The organism is Streptomyces sp. NPDC018029, assembly GCF_044327655.1.
In the GTDB taxonomy this organism is placed as follows: Bacteria; Actinomycetota; Actinomycetes; order Streptomycetales; family Streptomycetaceae; genus Streptomyces.
Genome location: NZ_JBIRFV010000007.1, coordinates 387,702 through 405,535, shown reverse-complemented (window position 1 = coordinate 405,535; position 17,834 = coordinate 387,702). Strand labels below are relative to the sequence as shown.

Below are 17,834 nucleotides of genomic sequence, written 5' to 3'. Positions count from 1 at the left end.
GATTCGTTCCGTCTCCGATTCCTCCTTCGATTCGTTCCCGATTCGGTTCCGATTCGTCTCCGATTCGCTTCCTTCTCCGTTTCGTTTCCGATTCTGTTTCGCTTCCGTTTCAGGCCGAAACCCCATCCCATGGAGAGTTACCCGTGCAGGCGGTCGACACCCTTTTGAAGCGGGCGTGCGAGAAATTCGCTGACGCGACCGCGATCACCTCTTCTGCCGATTCGATGTCGTACTCCGCGCTGCTGGCCCGCGCCGGGCAGGTGGCGGACGAGCTGCGGGCGCAGGGCATCGGCAGGGGCGACGTCGTCGGCATTCTCGGGCGGCGCGGCGCGGCGGCCGTCGTGGCCGTCCTCGGCGTGTGGATGTCCGGGGCGATCGTCATGCTCGTCGACGACTCGCTGCCCGAAGTGCGGCGCGAGACGATGCTGAATTCCGGTCCCGCCCGCGCGACCGTCGACTGCGCGGACGGTCACCGCGTCGCGCTGCGGCCCCTCGCCCCCGGGGAAGAGGGCGCCACACCCGCGGACCTGGACGACGAGGACTACGCGTACATCGCCTTCACCTCGGGTTCCACCGGCCGGCCCAAGGCCATCGTCGGCAGCCACACGGGCCTCTCCCATTTCCTGGAGTGGCAGTCGGCCGAATTCGGCATCGGCCCGGACGACCGTTTCGCCCACCTCACCAATCTCTCCTTCGACGTCTGGTTCCGCGACGCCCTGACGCCCTTGATATCGGGCGCCACGCTGTGCGTCCCGGACGAGCGGCACCTCGACGCCGACGGCGTCCTCGCCTTCCTGCGGGACAACGAGATCACGGGCTTCCACCTGGTGCCCTCGCTCGGCAAGGTGTGGCTGTCCGCCGCCGCGCAGACCGCGCCGCTGCCCACCGTCCGCCTCTCCTTCTTCGCGGGCGAGCCGCTGGACGGCGCCCTGGTGAGCAGCTGGCAGACGCTCTTCCCGGAGTGCCAGGTGGTGAACCTCTACGGCCCCACCGAGACGACGCTGGCCCAGCACTTCCACCGCGTCCCGCGGGACCCGGCCCCCGGGATCCAGCCCGTGGGCCAGAGCCTCCCCGGCTCGCGCAGCCTCGTGCTGGACGAGAAGCGGGAGGTGTGCCCCGACGGCACCGCCGGTGAGATCCACATCGCCGCCGGCCACCCCTCGCACGGGTATCTGGTCGACGGCCGGATGGTCTCGCCCTTCGTCGAGCTGCGGATCGACGGGGAGCGGGTCGTCGCCTATCCGACGGGAGACCTCGGGCGGCGCGGCGCGGACGGTGGCCTGGAGATCCTCGGCCGGGCCGACGACCAGATCAAGATCGCCGGTGTCCGCATCGAGCTGCAGGAGGTCCGCTCCGCGATCCAGTCGCATCCGAGCGTCCGCGACGTGTTCGTCTGCGCGCAGGAGGACCGGTTCACGAAGGTCATCGTGGCCGTCGTGGAGGGCGACGCCTCGGCCGAGCGGGAGCTCCGCGACTATCTGGGCGGGCGCCTGATGAGCGTCATGCTCCCGTCCGCCTTCCTCTTCCTGCCCGAACTGCCGAAGCTGCCCAACGGCAAGGCCGACCGGAAGGCGCTCTCGGAGGCCGCCCGGGTGCACGTCCAGGAGCGGGCCCGGCGCGCCGCCGACGAGCGGGCAGCCGCCGCGCGGGAGCCGGGCGAGCAGAGCCGCTCGGTGGCCGACCGGCTCGAACGCATCTGGCTGGACGTGGCCGGTGGCGGGGCGGGGCCGCTGGCCGACCGCGAGGCGAACTTCTTCGACGTCGGCGGGACCTCGCTGACCATCGTGGTCCTCCACTCCGAACTCCAGCGCGAGTTCGGCGTGCGCTTCCCGCTCGTCCGCCTCTTCGAGCACGCGTCCTTCAACGCCCAGCGGCGCTTCCTCACCTCCGTGACCGACGAGCCGCGCGACCGCGCGCCGAGCGCCCCGGCCGCCGTGGGCCGCGCCACGCGGAGCCGTGTGCTGTCGACCCGGCGCGCCCGTCGCCGCCCGTAACCACTCCCTTTACCCGAGCAAGGATGAACATGGAAAGTGACGACGAGCTGATCGCCATCGTGTCGATGGAGTGCCGGCTGCCGCAGGCCGACGGCGTCGAGGAGTTCTGGCGGAAGCTGGTGGCCGGCGAGAGCGCCATCAGCGACCTCACGGACGCGGAGGTCGCCGCGGCCGGCGTCCCCGCGGACCAGCGCTCGCGCCCGGACTACGTGAAGCGGGCCGGAGTCCTCGACGGCCTCGCCGAGTTCGACTCCACGTACTTCGGCTACTCGCCACGCGAAGCGGACATCCTCGACGTGCAGCAGCGCCTCATGCTGGAGTCGTCGGTGTCGCTCCTGGAGCGGGCCAACATCGATCCGCACCGCACCCGGCAGCGGATCGGCGTCTTCGCCGGTTCCGGGATGAGCACGTACCTCTTCGGTGCCCTGCGCCGTCGCGACCTGGTCGAATCCCTCGGCGAAATGGTCATCCGGCACGGCAACGACAAGGACTTCCTCGCCACGCGGACCTCGTACAAGCTGAATCTGCGGGGCCCCAGCGTCAATGTGCAGACGGCGTGCTCGACCGGGCTCGTGGCCGTCCACTCCGCCGTGCAGAGCCTGCTCCTCGACGAGTGCGACGCGGCCATCGCCGGTGCCGTGCACGTGCGCCTGCCGCAGCAGGCCGGATACCGCCACCAGGTCGGCGGCGTGCTCTCGCCCGACGGGGTCTGCCGGCCCTTCGACTCCGGCGCCAACGGCACCGTCTTCACCAACGGCATCGGGCTCGTCCTGCTGAAGCGGCTGCGCGACGCGGTGGCCGACGGCGACGAGGTGCACGCCGTGATCGCCGCCTCCGCGGTGAACAACGACGGTGCGGAGAAGGTGAGTTTCACCGCACCCAGCGTCTCCGGCCAGGTCGACGTGTTGAGCGACGCCCTCCAGATCTCCGGCGCCAAGCAGACGGACATCGCGTACATCGAGGCGCACGGCACGGGCACCGCGCTCGGGGACCCCATCGAGATCGAGGCGATCAAGCAGGCGTACGGCCTCGACGGCGACCCCTGCGGCATCGGCTCGCTCAAGGGCAATTTCGGCCACCTCAACATCGCCGCGGGCATCATCGGCCTGATCAAGGCGGCGCTGGTCCTCAAGCACAAGTACGTGCCGCCGACCGTGAACGTCGACGAGGTCAACCCGGCCCTTGAGCTGGACGGTTCGCGCTACTTCGTCACCACCGAAGGCCTGCCCCTCGACCGCGACACGGACAACTGGGTCGGGGTGAGCGCCTTCGGCATGGGCGGTACGAACGGCCACGTCATCCTCAAGAGCTTCGAGCCGGACCCGGCCAAGGCCGCCGACGGGCCCGCCACCGTCCCCGGAGCCGCCGAGGGGCCGAGCGTCCTCACCTTCTCGGCCCGGTCCGAGGCCGCCCTGCGCAACCAGGCCGCCGCGCTGGCCGACCACCTCGCCGCCCACCCGGACACCTCCCTCGCCGCGGCCGCGTACACGCTGCGCGAGGGCAGGACGCTGCACCCCTACCGCGCGTCGCTGGCCGCCGTCGACCGGGCCGAGGCGATCACCCGGCTGCGCGCCGGGCGCTACCACCGGGGAGCCGAGGCGGACCCGGCCGGGATCGCGTTCGTCTTCGCCGGGCAGGGGACGCAGCGCCGGGCGATGGGCGCCGCGCTCACCGCGACGAACGAGCACTTCGCCAGGCGGCTCGACGAGGCCGTCGACGCGGTGAACGAGCACACGGACTTCGACGTGCGGGCCCACCTCGGCCCCGACGGCGAGGTCGACGGCATCGACACCTCGGTGGCACAGCCGCTCCTCTTCGCCGTCGAGTACGCCCTGGCGACCTCGCTCATCGACGCAGGCGTCCGGCCGGGACACGTCCTCGGCCACAGCCTCGGCGAGATCGTCGCCGCGACCGTCGCGGGCGTCTTCGACCTGCCGACCGCGGCGGCGCTCGTCGCGACGCGGGCGCGGCTCATGGGGCGCTGCCCGAGCGGGGCGATGCTCGCGGTGGACCGCCTCGACGCGTTCGCGGACCTCCTGGCCGGCGGCGACCTCGTGGTGGCGGCGACCAACTCGCCCGCCCAGCACGTGCTGTCCGGCACCCACGAGGCCGTCGAGGCGGCCGCCGCACGGGCCGCCGACGCCGGGGTCCGGCACCAGCGTCTCGCGACGTCGCACGCCTTCCACTCGCCGCTCATGCGGGACGCCGCGGAAGCGTTCCGCGAGTTCCTCGGCACCGTCACCCTGCACGCGCCGCGCATCCCGCTGGTCTCGAACATCACCGGCCGCCTCCTCACGGAGTACGAGGCGAGGAGCCCGCACTACTGGGCGGACCACCTGCTGCGCCCCGTCGACTTCGCCGGGTCGATGGAGACGCTGCGGGAGGCGGGCGTGCGCAGGTTCGTCGAGATCGGCCCCGGCCGCTCGATGAGCAACCTGGTGCGGGCCAACCTCGCGTCCGAGTCCGGTCCTGGCCTCGACCTCGCGCAGACCCTGGGCGAGCCGGAGCACGAGGAGGAGTCGTTCGCGGACGCGGTCGCGCTCGGCTGGGCCGTCGACCCCGAGGTGCCCATCGAGGAGTACGCGAGCGCCCCGCGGATGGTGCCCCTGCCGACGTACGCGTTCGAACGGCATGTGCACTGGGTGGAGCCGGTACTCGGCTTCGGGACGGAGGACGTGAGCGCTCCCGCCACGCCTGCGCCCGCGACCCCGGCCCCTTCCGCACCCGCCCCCGCACCCGCCTCCGCTCCGGTGGCCGCGCCTTCGGCGACACCTGCCGACGACGACCTCGACGGACCGACCGAAGAGATCCGCAAGGTCGTCGCGAAGGTCTTCGAGACCTTCCTCGGGGGCCCGGCCGCCGACCACGACCGCGAGTTCTTCGAGCTCGGCGGGAACTCTCTCATGGCCATCCAGCTGATCAACAAGCTGCGCGAGACGTTCGAACTGGACTTCTCCGTCCGGGACTTCTACGAGAACAGCTCGGTCGCGGCCACCACGAACGTCATCAAGTCACTGCTGCTCCAGGAGCCCGCCCGTGTCTGACAGTTCCTTCCTCGACGCCGGACAGCTGGCGAGCCTCAAGGCGAAGCTGAGGTCCGGGTCCGAGCCCGCCGCCGACGCGCCTCCGCCGCCGTCCCTGCCCGACCTGGGCGTCATCTTCTTCTCCGGGCTGAGCGGCGACAGTGACCCCTACGACCTGCTGCTCGAAGTCTCCCGCTATGTCGACGGGGCCGGGTTCGGCGCCATCTGGACGCCGGAGCGGCACTTCACCGACGCGGGCGGCGCCTATCCCAACCCGGCCGTCCTCGGTGCCGCCCTCGCGATGATCACGGAGAACGTGCGGATCCGGGCGGGCAGCATCAACCTCCCGCTCCACAACGTGCTGCGCGCCGCCGAGGAGTGGGCGCTCGTGGACAACCTGTCCGGCGGGCGCGTGGATCTCGCGGTGGCGCCCGGCTGGCACGCGCGGGACTTCGTCCTCAACCCCGACGCGTTCGAGGACCGGGCCCAGGTGCTCAACCGGTCGCGCGAGCAGTTGCAGGACCTGTGGCGCGGGAACACCGTCCAGCGCACCGACGCCCTGGGCGAGAGCCACGACATCCTGACCTTCCCGCGGCCCGTCCAGCCGGAGCTGCCCGTCTGGCTGACCTCGTCCAAGAGCGAGGACGCGTGGCGGTTCGCGGGCGAGAACGGCTTCAACGTCCTGTCGGCGCTCATCAACTTCGGCCCGCCCGAGCTGAAGAAGCGGATCGACATCTACCGCGAGGCGCGGTCCCGGGTGGGGCTCGACCCCGACTCCGGCGTCGTGTCGCTGATGCTGCACACCTACGTGGGCGCCGACATGGACGAGGCCGTGGAGACGGTCAGGCCGGCCATGATCGAGTACCTGAGCTCCTTCGTGACCCAGCACGCGACCTCCGGCCAGAGCGAGTCGCGCGACAAGTCCGAGACGCTGCGGAGCCTCGACCGGGACCGGCAGGAATTCCTGGAGATGGTGTTCCAGCGGTACGTCACGTCGAGCTCCCTCATCGGTGATGCGAAGCAGGCCCGCGCGACCCTTGAGGGTTTCCACGAGATGGGCGTGGACGAGGTCGCCTGCCTCGTCGACTTCGGACTTTCCAAGGACGAGGTGCTCGCGAGCCTCGCCCGCCTCTCCCCGCTGCTGCCGAAGAAGGGGGCCTGAGCCGTGAAGACGTACAGCTTCGAGGGCATCGAGCCGCGTATCCACCCCAGCGTCTACGCCTTCGACGACGTCGTGGTGATCGGGGACGTCGAGATCGAGGAGGGCGTCAGCCTCTGGCCCGGTGTGACCGTGCGCGGCGACAAGGGCAGTGTGCGGATCGGCCGCGGGTCGAACATCCAGGACCACGCGATGCTGCACTCGGACCCCGGGCAGCCGCTGACCATCGGGCCCGACGTGACGATCGCCCACAGCGCGGTCCTGCACGGCTGCTCGGTCGGGGCCGGCACGGTCGTCGGGATCGGCGCGGTCCTGCTGAACGGCGTCTCGGTCGGGGCGAGTTCACGGGTCTCCGCGGGTGTGGTGCTCAGTGCCGGGCCCGTCCGCCCGCCCAGGAGCCTCATCGCGGGCAACCCCGCGACCGTCCTGATGACGCTGAGCGACAGTGACGTGGCCGTGCTCGACGAGACGGCCGCCGAGTACCGGGAGCTGGCCGCGCGGTACCGCGCGGGCCTGCGCCCCCTCGGCCCCCGCCCCGAGGCGGCCGGCGTTGTCGAGTAGCGCACGCGAGCGTGGGACCCTCCGCGTCGGGTTCCAGCGGCACACTCCACCGTTCTCCTACGTCGCCCCCGGCACGGACGGCACGGCCTTCGAGCCCGTCGGCTACTCCGTCGATCTGGCCCGCCTCGTCCTCGCGAAGGTCTTCGACGGCACGGAGCCGGTGCCGCGGATCGAGGCCGTCGAGGTCACGTCCACCACGAGGGAGGGCCTGCTCGCCGAGGGCCGCATCGACATCGAGTGCGGGTCGACGACCATCACCGAGGAGCGGCTGCGGCGCCACGCGTTCAGCAGGCCGATCTTCCGGACCTCGCACCGGGTCGCCGTGAAGTCCGGTGTGCGGGCGGGCCCGCTGCGCGTGGTCGGCATCCAGGGATCGACGAGCCAGGCCGCGCTCGAAAGCGCACCGGACCCGGGCTTCGCCTTCACCTTCACCGGTGTGCCGTCCATCGGGGCGGCCCTGGACGCCTTCCTCGACGACCCGCTCGTCGACGCGATCGTGGCGGACGAGGTGATCCTCCTGTCCCTGCTGCGCGGCGCCGGCCGGGCCGGGGACGACGTCAGCCTGCTCGACGTGCGGCTCGGCGAGGAGAGCTACGGATTCCTCCTGCGGAAGGACGACCCGGAGTTCGTCCGTGCCGTCGACGCCGCGCTGGCCGACGTGTTCGCGTCCGACGCGTACCCCACGCTCCTCGACACGTGGTTCGACGAGCTCCCCGATCCGACGAGCTCCCCCGACCGGAACAGGCACCCGCGATGAACACCACCGACACCGCTCCCTCCGTACTGCAGGACACGTTCAAGGACGTCATGGCCGGCGTGGCGACGCCCGTGTCGATCGTGACGGCCCTGGCCCACAACGGCGCGCCGTGCGGTGCGACCGTCAGCGCCTTCTCCTCCTTGTCGGTCTCCCCGCCGATGGTCCTGGTCAGCCTGGACAGAAGGTCGCGGACCCTTGAGGTGATCCGTGAGTCGGGGCGCTTCGGGCTCAATGTGCTCGGCGCCGACCAGGGCGACCTGGCGATGTCGTTCGCGGCCAAGGGCGGGGCCGACAAGTTCCGCGGGACGTCCTGGAGCATCGAGCACGGCCTGCCCCGCGTCGCCCGCGCGTCGGCGTGGATCGCCTCGACCGTGGCCGACTTCGCGGACGGCGGCGACCACGTCATCGTCCTCGGCCGCGTCGACGCCGCGGAGGCCGCGGCGGGCCGGGCGCCGCTGGTCTACCACCGGCGCCGCTTCGGGACCCACCAGCCCTGCCACGACCCCGCCCGGGGGGTGCCGGCATGACGCACCGGGTCAGGATCGGGCTCCTCGGCTGCGGCACGGTGGGGGCGGACTTCGCCGCGCTGCTGGTCGAGCGGCGGGCGGCGATCGAGTCCGTCACGGGCCTGTCGCTCGAGCTCGTACGAATAGCGGTGCGCGATCCGCTCAAGCCGCGGCCGCCCGCGCTGGCCGCGGAGCTGTTCACCGGCGACGCCCACGACGTGGTCAAGGCCGACGACGTCGACCTCGTGGTCGAGCTGATCGGCGGCACGTCGGCCGCCGGTGAGCTGGTCATGGCGGCCCTTGACGCCGGGAAACCCGTCGTGACCGCCAACAAGGAGCTCATCGCGAGCGCGGGCCCCGCACTGTTCGCCGCGGCCGACCGGGCGGGCGTCGACCTCTTCTTCGAGGCCGCCGCGGTGGCCGCGGTGCCCATCCTGCGCCCCCTGCGGGAGTCCTTGCAGGCGGAGGACGTGACGCGGGTGGTCGGCATCGTCAACGGCACGACCAACTACATGCTGACCCGGATGACGGCCGACGGCCTCGACTTCGACGAGGCGCTGGCGAAGGCGCAGGAGCTGGGGTACGCGGAGCCCGACGCGACCGCAGACGTCGAGGGCGCCGACGCGGCGTCCAAGATCGCCATCCTCGCCTCGCTGGCCTTCAACCGGTCGGTCGTCGCGGACGACGTCAGCAGGGAAGGCATCGCCGGGCTCGAACGGGAGGACTTCGAGCTGGCCGACCGGTTCGGGTTCGACATCAAGCTCCTCGCCGTGGCGGAGCGCTTCTCCGGCGGCGGGGCGGTGGGCGCCCAGGTCTTCCCCGCCCTGATCGGGCGCGAGCACCCGCTGGCCAGCGTCCGTGACAGCTTCAACGCGGTGTTCCTCACCACCTCCGCCGCCGGTGAGCTCATGTTCTACGGGCACGGGGCGGGCCCCCGCCCGTCCGCGTCCGCGATCCTCGGCGACGTGGCGGGCGCGGCGGACCAGCTGGTGCGCGGCACGCACCGGCGCGTCCCCGTCGGCCCGCCCGCGGTCATGCGGCCGACGCGGGACCTGGTGCACTCGTACTACGTCCGCGCGGACGTCGACGAGGCGCCGGGCGTCCTGTCCGAGGTGACGGGGGTGTTCGCGCGGCACGGCGTGTCGATCCGCACGGTGGACCAGCACGGCTCGGAGTCGCGGGCCCGCATCGTGTTCATCACGTTCCCCGCACCCGAGCACGCGCTGCACGCCGCGCTCGACGAGCTGCGGGGCCTCGGCCAGGTGCGGCGGGTGGGCCGGGTGCTGCGCATCTACAAGTAGCCATCACCGGCGGCCCGTTGACGCCGCACAAAACGACAACACCACAGCACGACACAGCACAGCACAGCACAGCACAGCACCAGAGGAGTCCCACCCATGTCCCAGCCGATCCAGCTCGTCATCCACATCACCACCCAGCCGGGCCGCGGCAAGGAGCAGATCGCCGCCTTCGAGCGTCTCGCGCCACTCGTCCGGGCCGAGGACGGCTGCCTGCAGTACGACCTGCACCAGGTGAGCGGCGAGCCCGACCGGTTCGTCCTCATCGAGCGGTGGGCGTCGCAGGAGGCGCTCGACGCGCACGACGCCACCCCGCACATGGTCGAGGCCGACGCGGCGAGCCCCGCGTTCCGCGCCGGTCCCGCCCAGGTCGTACGGCTCGACGCCGAGCCGCTGGCCTGACGCGCGCCCGTACCCGTAACCCGAAGAACGGCCGTCCGGAGCCCTCCGGACGGCCGTTCCGCGTATCCGCCGACTACTTGACGGAGCCTGCCGTGAGGCCCGACACCACGTGCTTCTCGATGAAGGCGAACAGCACGATGACCGGCACGATCGCCACGACGGACGCGGCGAAGAGGTAGTTCCACTGCACCGTGTAGTTGCCGATGAAGTTGTTGATGCCGACCGTCAGCGGCTGCTTGTCCGGTTCGGTGGTCAGGGTGAGGCCCATCACGAACTCGTTCCAGGACGTGATGAAGGTGAAGATCACGGCCGTGACGACGCCCGGCAGGGCGAGCGGCAGCGTCACCTTGATCATGGCGCCGAAGCGGCTTGTGCCGTCCACCATGGCGGCCTCCTCCAGCTCCGGCGGGATCGAGCTGATGTAGGCCGTCAGGATCCACACCGCGAAGGCGAGGTTGAACGCCGCGTTGGTGAGGATCAGCGTCCAGACCGAGTTGAGCATGTCCAGCTGGTGGAACTGGCGGTAGAGGCCGACCAGGAGCGCCGTGGGCTGGAACATCTGGGTGACGAGGACGAGGAGCAGGAAGAGCTTGCGGCCGCGGTAGCGCATGCGGGCCGTGTAGTACGCGGCGGGCAGCGAGACGAGCAGGACCAGCAGGGTCGCGCCGCCGGCGACGAGCAGCGTCACCTGGAGGTTCTGGCCGAGCTCGGACTCCTTCCACACGTCGATGAAGTTGGCCCACTCCAGGTTCTGGGGCAGGTATGTGCGGTCGCGGAGCTCCTCCTTGGGGCGGAGCGCGGTGACGATCATCTCCAGGTACGGCGCGAGGAAGACCGCGGCAAGGAGCCACGCGCAGGCCGTGATGACCAGGGTGCGGGGCCGGAAGGCGCGCCGGGGCTTCTTCTGCCCGCCGTCCTTCCGGGGCGCGGGGCGGGTCGCCGTCGCGGTGGCCATCAGTCCTCCTCGTTCCACCGGCTGACCTTCAGGAAGATCAGCACGAGCACCACGACCATCAGGAAGTTGACGACCGACATGGCCGCGGACTCGCCGATGTCGGTCTCCTTCAGCTTGTACATGAACACCATCGACGTGGAGGTGTCGTAGCCCGGGCCGCCCTGGGTCATGGCCCAGATGATCGGGAAGGAGTTGAAGACGTTGATGAGGTTGATGACGACGCCGACGAGGAAGGCGGGCCGCAGCATCGGGAGCGTGATGTGGCGGTACGTCTGCCAGGTCCCGGCCCCGTCGATGCGCGACGCCTCGTAGACGTCCTGCGGGATGGTCTGCAGGCCCGCCAGGAGCGTGTACGTGGTGAAGGGCAGCGACACGAAGACGGCGACGGCCATCATCCACGGCCAGGCGGTCTCCGGCTTGCCGAGCCAGTCCTTGGAGCTGTCGATGAGGCCGAGGTCGAGCATCAGCGTGTTGAGCACGCCCGCGGTCTGGTTGAGCATCCACTTGAAGCCGATGGCGGTCATCAGGACGGATGCCGCCCAGGGGGCGATGAGCGCCCAGCGGGTGATGCGGCGGCCGGGGAACTTCTGGTTGAAGAGCTGGGCGAGGGCGAGCGAGAGCAGCATCGTCGCGGTGACGACGACGACCGTCCAGATCACGGTCCAGGTGAGGACGGCGCCGAAGTCGCTCTCCTCGAAGAGCTTCTTGAACTTGTCGGTCCCGGCGCTGCCGCGCACCTTGCCGGAGATGGAGATGTTGAGGAACGAGGTGCGGATCAGCTCGACGACGGGCCAGACGACGACGGCGAGGATCAGCAGGATGACGGGCGCTATCCAGGGCAGCGGGCCGAGCCGGGCCAGGCCGCTGCGGCGGCTCACCGGCCTGGGTGCGCGCCCGCCCCGTCCCCGGCCGGACCCGGCCGGGGACGGAGGGGCCTTCAGCGACACGGAAACTCCTTCGTTCGGCGTCGGCCGCTACTTGGCGTCGGCCGCCGCCGACTCCGCCTTCTTCTGGAGGTCGCCGAGGACCTGCTTCGGGTCGTCGGAGACGGCCTTGCCGCCGGTCTTCTTCATCTCGGCGGACACGAGGTCCCAGGAGGTGTCGCCGAGCGGGTAGAACTTGGCGTTCGGCAGCACCTCGAAGAACGGCTCCAGGTCCTTGTGCTTGCCGTTGGTCTTCATCTCCTTGAGCGCGTCCTGGGTGACGGGCATCAGGTTGTACATCTCGTCGAACGCCAGCATCTTCTTGGAGTACGTGAAGTCCAGGAACTTCTTCACGCCCTCCTTCTCCGCGCCGCCGTCCTTGAACGCCATCATCCAGTCGGCGACGCCGAGGGTGGACTCCAGCGGGCCCTCCTTGCCGGGGATGGGCGTGACGCCGTAGTCGACCTTGCCCTCCTTCGCCATCTGGATGAGGCTCGGGTGGCCGTTGAGCATGCCGACCTTGCCGGCCGCGAAGTCGGCGAAGGCCGTCTTGCGGTCGGTGGAGGCGGGGTTGGCGTAGGTGAGGCCGGGCTTGACCAGGTTGGTCTTGAGCCACTCGAAGGTCTCGATGTTCTGCGGGCTGTCGAGGGTGTACTTGCCGTCCGCGTCGGTGTATCCGCCGCCGTTGCCGAGCTCCCACATCATCGTCTCGCCCTGGGTCTCCTCGGGGCCGAGGGGCAGGGCGTAGGGGGTCTCGGCGGCCTTCTTGGCCTTGATCTTCTTCGCGGCGTCGGCGAGTTCGGCCCAGGTCTTCGGCGGGGACTTGACGCCGGCCTTCTTGAGGACGGACTTGTTGTAGAACATGACGCGGCTGGAGGAGACCCACGGGATGCCGTACTGGGTGCCGTCGACCTCGCCGGCCTTGGCGAAGCTGGGGATGAGGTTGTCGCGCGTCTTGGCGGACATCACCTCGTCGGCCTTGTAGAGCAGGTCGTCGGCGACCTTGTCGGCGTAGCCGCCGGTCTGCAGCAGGTCGGGCTCGTTGCCCGCCTGGATCATGTTCTTGACCTGCTTGTCGATCTCGTTCCAGTTGATGACCTGGACGTCGACCTTGTAGCCCTTGTTGGCCGCCTCGAATTCCTTCTTGACCTCGGCCCAGTACACCTTCGAGGCGTTGGACGCCTTGTCCCCGTAGTCGGCGGCGACGAGCTTGATCGTCTTGCTGTCGCCGCTGTCGCTGTCGCCGCCGCAGGCGGTAAGTCCCAGCACCATGGCGAGTGTTGCCGCGCCGGTGGCGACCATTCGGTTCCTCATGCTGTTTTCAACCCTTCGACATCGGTGTCGACTTGAGCGCTTCCAGTCGCCCCCCGCGGCGCCGTGGCGCAGACACTACTCACGGCCCGATTCGCCTCGACAGGCCTAGACCACTTTCGTGGCCAAGCTGAAATCACCTGCCTCACCAGGTCACTTGAGGGCTCCTGCCGTCAGACCGGCCTGTACCTGTCGCTGGAAGACGGCGTAGACGACGAGCACCGGGAGCATGGCGATGGTGAGGCCCGCGAAGAGCGCTCCCCAGTCGCCCCGGTAGCCCTGCGAGACGGCGAGGGAGGCGAGTCCCTGCGGCAGCACGTAGCTCTTCTCGTCCTCGTTGTTGAGCAGCAGCGGGAGCAGGTACTGGTTCCACTGGCCGAGGAAGTTGAAGATGCCGATGCTGACGAGGCCGGGCTTGGCCATGGGCAGCATGATCTGGAAGAAGGTGCGGGTGTGCGAGGCTCCGTCGACCATCGCCGCCTCCTGCACGCCGGTCGGCAGCGTGCGGAAGAAGGAGGTCAGGAAGAAGGTGGTGAAGGGCAGTGAGTACGCGATGTACGCGATCATCAGCCCCGGCCGGGTGTCGAGGAGGCCGAAGTTCTCCATCACCGCGAAGAGCGGGACGAGCGCCAGGATGACGGGGAACATCATGCCGCCCGCGAACAGCATGAAGACGACGCGGTTGCCGGGGAAGGTGAAGCGGGCGATGACGTAGGCCGCCATCGAGCCGAGCAGCATGGTGCCGGTCAGCGAACCGGCCAGGATGATCAGTGAGTTGAGGGTGTACTGGCCGATGTTGGCCTTGTTCCACGCGTTGGTGAAGTTCTCCCAGTGGAAGGAGGCGGGCCAGCCCATCGGGTCGCTGAGGATCTCCGCCGAGGGGCGGAACGCGGTGAGGGCGACCCAGATCAGGGGCCCGGCGGCGAGGAGCACCCACAGGACGAGGAAGGCGTGCGAGAAGACGTTGAGGGTGGTGCCCGTCTCCTTCTCGCGGCGGGGCGCGTCGGTGGTGGCGGGGCGGGGCGCGGTGGTGGTCGTGGTGGTCATGATGCAGTGGCTCCCGCGGTCTCAGTATTCGATCCGGTCGCGGTTCCCGACCCGCATGACGATCAGGGAGAACGCCATGCTCAGGACGAGGAGGACCACGCCGATGGAGGTGGCGTAGCCGTACTGGCCGTCCCGGAACCGTTCGTAGAGGAAGACCGGGGTCACCTTCAGGACGTGCGGCGGCACCATGACCAGGCAGATGGCGAAGGTGTCGAGGGCCTGGATGCCCATGTAGATCCAGCCGGTGCGCACCGTGTCCCAGATCAGCGGGAGCGTGACGTTGAAGAAGGTGCGGGCGCGGCCGGCGCCGTCGAGCAGCGCCGCCTCGTAGATCTCCTTGGGGATGGCGCCCATCGCCGCGGAGAAGAGCACGACGTAGAAGCCGACGAAGCTCCAGCTGATCACGGTGAGCAGCGCGACGAGGCCGAGCGTCTGGTCGCCGCCGAGCCAGGCGGGGCCGTCGACACCCACCTTGTCGAGGCCGCCGTTGATCAGGCCGCTGTTGGTGTTGAAGACGCGGCCCCACACCACGGCGATGATGGCGACGGACAGGACCTGCGGGAAGAAGTAGACGACCTTGTAGACCGAGGAGCCCGCGACGCCCGCGATGGCCTGTCCCCTGCGGTGCCGGCCACCCGAGGTGATCATGAAGGCGAAGAACATGCCGAGCACGAGCGTGACGACCGGGGCGATGACCAGCAGCAGGGTGCTGACCTGGAGCGAGTCCCAGAAGCGGTCGTCGTTCCACATCTTCTGGTAGTTGTCGAACCCGACGAAGTTCGCGACGGGGCCGCCGGACCAGTCGGTGAACGAGTAGTAGATCGCCTGGAGGAACGGCGAGATGACGAAAAGGGCGTAGAACGCCAGCGGCACGGCCAGGAAGCCGACGATGAAGCGGTACTTGTCGAGGGTGCGGTAGCGCCGGTCGTAGCGGACGCGGCGGGGGGTGAAGCGGGGCGGGAGCAGCATCGCGAGACACAGCAGCGGCCAGTTGGCCGGGCGGGGCGGAGGCTTGGCCTCCGCCCGCTTCTTCGTTGGCTTCGGCGGTGGGGTGCCGGCCACCCGGGTGTCGGTCTTCACGCCGCTCAGGCCTTCTTGACCTTGGTGATGTCGGGGTCCTTGAGGATCCGCTGGGAGGCCTTCTCCATGGTGTCCATGGCCTGCTTGGTGCCGATCTGGCCCTGCATGAACTTGTGGATCATGTTGTTGAAGTCCTCGCGGAACAGCTCGTTGTACCAGTCGTAGAACTTGGGGATCACGACGTTGTCCCCGGCGGCCTTGATCGCCGCCTGCGCGCTCGCCGCGCCCGAGGGCAGTTCGAGGCCGTCGATGGCGCCCTTGACGACCGGCATCGAGCCGATCTCCTTGAAAAGGTTGAGCGCGGCTTCCTTGCTGTACATCATCCGCAGCCACTCCAGGCCGCCCTGCCGGTTCTTGGCCTTGGCGGGGACGATGAAGGGCTCACCGGCCGGGGCGAAGAGGGTGCCGAACGGCATCTTGTCGTCGGAGTCCAGGGAGGGCGTCGCGCCCACCGTCATGCGGAAGTCCTTCGGCGTGGTGTCCTTGGCCTCGTTCTCCACCCAGGAGCCGTTCGGCACGAAGAGGCACTTGCCCTCCTTCGTCCACGCGGTCTGCATCTCGGTGTGGGCCTCTGTGCCGTCGAACCCGGTCAGCACGTACTTCTTGGCGACCAGCTCCTCCCAGGCCTCGAAGACGTCCTTGACCGCGTCGTGCTTCCAGGCGCCCGGCTCCAGGTAGTCCATGGCGGTGGTGACCTCGCGGCCGCCGCGCTGGGCGAACATCGCGTACATGCTGAAGAACATGTAGCGCGGGTGGCCGCCGGGGTAGCTCCAGCCGTGGATGCCCTTGGCCTTGGCCTTCTTGCAGACGGCGAGCATCTCGTCCCAGGTCTTGGGATACGAGGAGTCGAGCCCGTCCTCCAGGAGCTTCTTGGAGTACCAGTTGCCGTACACCGTCAGCGCGATGTTCAGGCTGTAGCACTCCCGGCCGCCGAAGCGGCCCATCTCCTCGACGATCGGCACCAGGGTCTCGCGCACGGTGACGTCCGGGTCGTCCCAGGAGGGGGCGTCCAGGACCTCGCTGAGGTCGGCGACCTGCTTGTTGTGCACGAGCTTGCCGGGGTTCATCTGGTCGGCGCCGCTGTTGTTGACGACGTCCGCCGTGGGCTTGCCCCGGACGATCTTCGGCTGGACCTGGGTGGCGATCTTCTCGGTGGACTTCTGCTCGGGATCGGACTTCGGGTACTTCTTGGCGTACATGTCCGTGACGAACTGGGCGTACTTGTCGCCGTATCCGCCGTTGAAGATGTAGACCGAGAGGCCCGCGTCCTCCTTCACCCCGAGCGGGTTCTTCTTGGACTTCGTGCCCTTCTCGGCCTTGTTCTCCCCGCCGCCTCCGCTGGCGCAGGAGCTGAGCGCCCCCACGGCCGGCACCGCGAACAGACCGGCGGCCGCCGCCCTCTTCATGACATCACGACGGTTGACGCTGGTGGATCCCATGCTCAAGTCCTCGCCTTCTCCAGGACTCAGGCGGTGAACCGGACCCTCCCCGGCACCGCGGCGGTGTGAAGCTGGGGTCGTGCGCCGGGTTCTCCCACCGGCCAGGGCAGTTGACGTCGGACGCGGACAGGTATAGTCCACTCGCCGTCGGGTGGGCAAGATCGAATACGACTTTGCCCGGCAGCCTTGTCCGAGTTGAGACCTGCGACGATCCCCGGTCGAACCTCTCGCACATCACCGTCCAAAAGCGTGGACTTTCGCGCCGGTTTCCATGGACTTTCCCTCGGGTCACCCGAGTGGCCGGGTGCGGGGCGCGGCCGTGCCCGGGGACGTGCCGCGGGGCCGTGCTCGGGAACGTGCCGCGGCCGTGTTCAGGAACGTGCCGCGTTCCGCCGGGAGCGGGACCGCTCACGGCGCGCCCGGCCCACGAGGTCGGCCGCCGCCGTCGGCCAGGCACCGTGCTCGAAGCCGAACCCGGCCTCCGTCAGCCGCCCGGGCACCACCCTCCGGCTCTTCAGGAGGAGTTCGGTGTCGGAGCGCAGCGCGAAGGCGCCGAGCCCGGCCATCCAGCGCGTCGCGGGCAGCCCGACCGGCATGCCCCAGGCACCGCGCAGCACGCGCATGAACTCCCGCTGCGGCAGCGGGCCGGGGGCCGCGAGATTGACCGCCCCCGTGATGTCGTCCCGGTCGATCAGGAACTCCACGGCACGCACGAAGTCGTGGTCGTGGATCCAGGACACGTACTGGGCGCCGCCCGCGACCGGCCCGCCGAGGCCGAGCCGGGCCAGCCACAGCAGATAGTCGAAGACACCGCCGCGGTCGGGGCTCATCACCATGGCCGAGCGCAGGGCCACCTTGCGCGTCCGGGGCGTCGCGGCCCGCTCCTGCTCCCGCTCCCAGTTCCGGGCGATCTCGACGCTGTACGCCCAGTAGTCGGGGACGCCGGGCTCGGCCCCGCCGATCACACCGGTGGCCTCGTCGTTGGGCGCGTCGAAACGGTGGGCGTAGATGGTCGCCGTGCTCATCTGGAGCCAGACCCGGGGCGGCTTCCTGGCACCGGCGATCGCCTCGCCGACCACGCGTGCGGAGTCCACGCGCGAGTCCATCATGGCGCGGAGGTTCTCGTCGGTGTAGCGGCAACTGACGCTGCGGCCCGCGAGGTTGATCACGACGTCGCTGCCGTCGACCGCCTCCGTCCAGGGGCCGGGCGTCCGGCCGTCCCACCGGACCTCACCGTCCCGCACCGGACGTCGGGTCAGGACCACGACCTCGTGTCCCGCGGCGGTCAGCGCGCGCCGCAGCACGCCGCCCACCTGGCCGGTCCCTCCCGGCAGCACGATCTTCACTGGCCCTCCCCTGACGCCGACGCCGTACGGCGA

15 protein-coding genes are annotated in these 17,834 nt (G+C 69.8%); 8 read left to right on the top strand and 7 right to left on the bottom strand.

All coding sequences use genetic code 11. The features are described from left to right. Positions 1-143: 143 nt before the first annotated feature. The 8 genes from ACH4D5_RS23220 to ACH4D5_RS23185 all read left to right on the top strand — a co-directional run bounded on the left by ACH4D5_RS23220 (position 144) and on the right by ACH4D5_RS23185 (position 9,700). Positions 144-1,994, top strand: coding sequence for a non-ribosomal peptide synthetase (locus ACH4D5_RS23220; RefSeq protein ID WP_398305656.1), 1,851 nt, complete (start codon positions 144-146; stop codon positions 1,992-1,994). Between the two features lie 29 nt (positions 1,995-2,023). Next, positions 2,024-5,038 carry a beta-ketoacyl synthase N-terminal-like domain-containing protein gene (locus tag ACH4D5_RS23215; RefSeq protein ID WP_398305653.1) on the top strand — a complete coding sequence of 1,005 codons (3,015 nt, stop codon included), beginning with the start codon at positions 2,024-2,026 and terminating at the stop codon, positions 5,036-5,038. Continuing rightward, entirely contained in the window at positions 5,031-6,179 is a 1,149-nt protein-coding gene (locus tag ACH4D5_RS23210; protein WP_398305650.1) for a MupA/Atu3671 family FMN-dependent luciferase-like monooxygenase, read from the top strand. Before ACH4D5_RS23215 ends, ACH4D5_RS23210 begins: the two co-directional genes overlap by 8 nt. Before the next feature lie 3 nt (positions 6,180-6,182). Beyond that, positions 6,183-6,737: a gamma carbonic anhydrase family protein gene (locus ACH4D5_RS23205; protein ID WP_398305647.1), complete on the top strand. Its 555-nt coding sequence runs from the start codon at positions 6,183-6,185 to the stop codon at positions 6,735-6,737. Then, positions 6,727-7,494 (top strand): transporter substrate-binding domain-containing protein, encoded by a 768-nt coding sequence (locus ACH4D5_RS23200; RefSeq protein WP_398305644.1) that lies wholly within the window; start codon positions 6,727-6,729, stop codon positions 7,492-7,494. Before ACH4D5_RS23205 ends, ACH4D5_RS23200 begins: the two co-directional genes overlap by 11 nt. After that, positions 7,491-8,021, top strand: coding sequence for a flavin reductase family protein (locus ACH4D5_RS23195; RefSeq protein WP_398305641.1), 531 nt, complete (start codon positions 7,491-7,493; stop codon positions 8,019-8,021). Before ACH4D5_RS23200 ends, ACH4D5_RS23195 begins: the two co-directional genes overlap by 4 nt. Continuing rightward, positions 8,018-9,301, top strand: a complete 1,284-nt coding sequence (locus ACH4D5_RS23190) for a homoserine dehydrogenase (protein ID WP_398305638.1) — start codon at positions 8,018-8,020, stop codon at positions 9,299-9,301. The genes ACH4D5_RS23195 and ACH4D5_RS23190 overlap by 4 nt, the downstream gene beginning before the upstream one ends. Positions 9,302-9,397: 96 nt before the next feature. Next, on the top strand, positions 9,398-9,700 hold the full coding sequence (locus ACH4D5_RS23185) for a putative quinol monooxygenase (RefSeq protein WP_362991708.1): 303 nt from the start codon (positions 9,398-9,400) through the stop codon (positions 9,698-9,700). A gap of 73 nt (positions 9,701-9,773) precedes the next feature. On the opposite strand, the gene ACH4D5_RS23180 is transcribed toward ACH4D5_RS23185, so the two are convergent. The 7 genes from ACH4D5_RS23180 to ACH4D5_RS23150 form a co-directional block, all read right to left on the bottom strand. Beyond that, complete coding sequence (locus ACH4D5_RS23180; RefSeq protein ID WP_398305635.1) at positions 9,774-10,655, bottom strand: carbohydrate ABC transporter permease; 882 nt, start codon at positions 10,653-10,655, stop codon at positions 9,774-9,776. Further along, positions 10,655-11,602 (bottom strand): carbohydrate ABC transporter permease, encoded by a 948-nt coding sequence (locus ACH4D5_RS23175; protein WP_398305633.1) that lies wholly within the window; start codon positions 11,600-11,602, stop codon positions 10,655-10,657. The genes ACH4D5_RS23180 and ACH4D5_RS23175 overlap by 1 nt, the downstream gene beginning before the upstream one ends. 27 nt (positions 11,603-11,629) lie before the next feature. Further along, positions 11,630-12,892: an extracellular solute-binding protein gene (locus ACH4D5_RS23170; protein ID WP_398305630.1), complete on the bottom strand. Its 1,263-nt coding sequence runs from the start codon at positions 12,890-12,892 to the stop codon at positions 11,630-11,632. Between the two features lie 150 nt (positions 12,893-13,042). Beyond that, entirely contained in the window at positions 13,043-13,936 is an 894-nt protein-coding gene (locus ACH4D5_RS23165; protein WP_398305627.1) for a carbohydrate ABC transporter permease, read from the bottom strand. A 21-nt stretch (positions 13,937-13,957) separates the two neighbouring features. After that, positions 13,958-14,905 (bottom strand): carbohydrate ABC transporter permease, encoded by a 948-nt coding sequence (locus tag ACH4D5_RS23160; protein WP_398306056.1) that lies wholly within the window; start codon positions 14,903-14,905, stop codon positions 13,958-13,960. 116 nt (positions 14,906-15,021) lie between these two features. Further along, positions 15,022-16,455, bottom strand: coding sequence for an N-acetylglucosamine/diacetylchitobiose ABC transporter substrate-binding protein (ngcE, locus tag ACH4D5_RS23155; RefSeq protein WP_398305624.1), 1,434 nt, complete (start codon positions 16,453-16,455; stop codon positions 15,022-15,024). A gap of 371 nt (positions 16,456-16,826) precedes the next feature. Then, complete coding sequence (locus ACH4D5_RS23150; RefSeq protein ID WP_398305621.1) at positions 16,827-17,801, bottom strand: epimerase; 975 nt, start codon at positions 17,799-17,801, stop codon at positions 16,827-16,829. Positions 17,802-17,834 lie beyond the last annotated feature (33 nt).

Coding starts and splice junctions, on each gene's coding strand:
- ACH4D5_RS23180 (WP_398305635.1), bottom strand. CDS start 10,655: ATGGCCACCGCGACGGCGACCCGCCCCGCGCCCCGGAAGGACGGCGGG.
- ACH4D5_RS23170 (WP_398305630.1), bottom strand. CDS start 12,892: ATGAGGAACCGAATGGTCGCCACCGGCGCGGCAACACTCGCCATGGTG.
- ACH4D5_RS23160 (WP_398306056.1), bottom strand. CDS start 14,905: ATGCTGCTCCCGCCCCGCTTCACCCCCCGCCGCGTCCGCTACGACCGG.
- ACH4D5_RS23195 (WP_398305641.1), top strand. CDS start 7,491: ATGAACACCACCGACACCGCTCCCTCCGTACTGCAGGACACGTTCAAG.
- ACH4D5_RS23165 (WP_398305627.1), bottom strand. CDS start 13,936: ATGACCACCACGACCACCACCGCGCCCCGCCCCGCCACCACCGACGCG.
- ACH4D5_RS23190 (WP_398305638.1), top strand. CDS start 8,018: ATGACGCACCGGGTCAGGATCGGGCTCCTCGGCTGCGGCACGGTGGGG.
- ngcE (WP_398305624.1), bottom strand. CDS start 16,455: ATGGGATCCACCAGCGTCAACCGTCGTGATGTCATGAAGAGGGCGGCG.
- ACH4D5_RS23215 (WP_398305653.1), top strand. CDS start 2,024: ATGGAAAGTGACGACGAGCTGATCGCCATCGTGTCGATGGAGTGCCGG.
- ACH4D5_RS23185 (WP_362991708.1), top strand. CDS start 9,398: ATGTCCCAGCCGATCCAGCTCGTCATCCACATCACCACCCAGCCGGGC.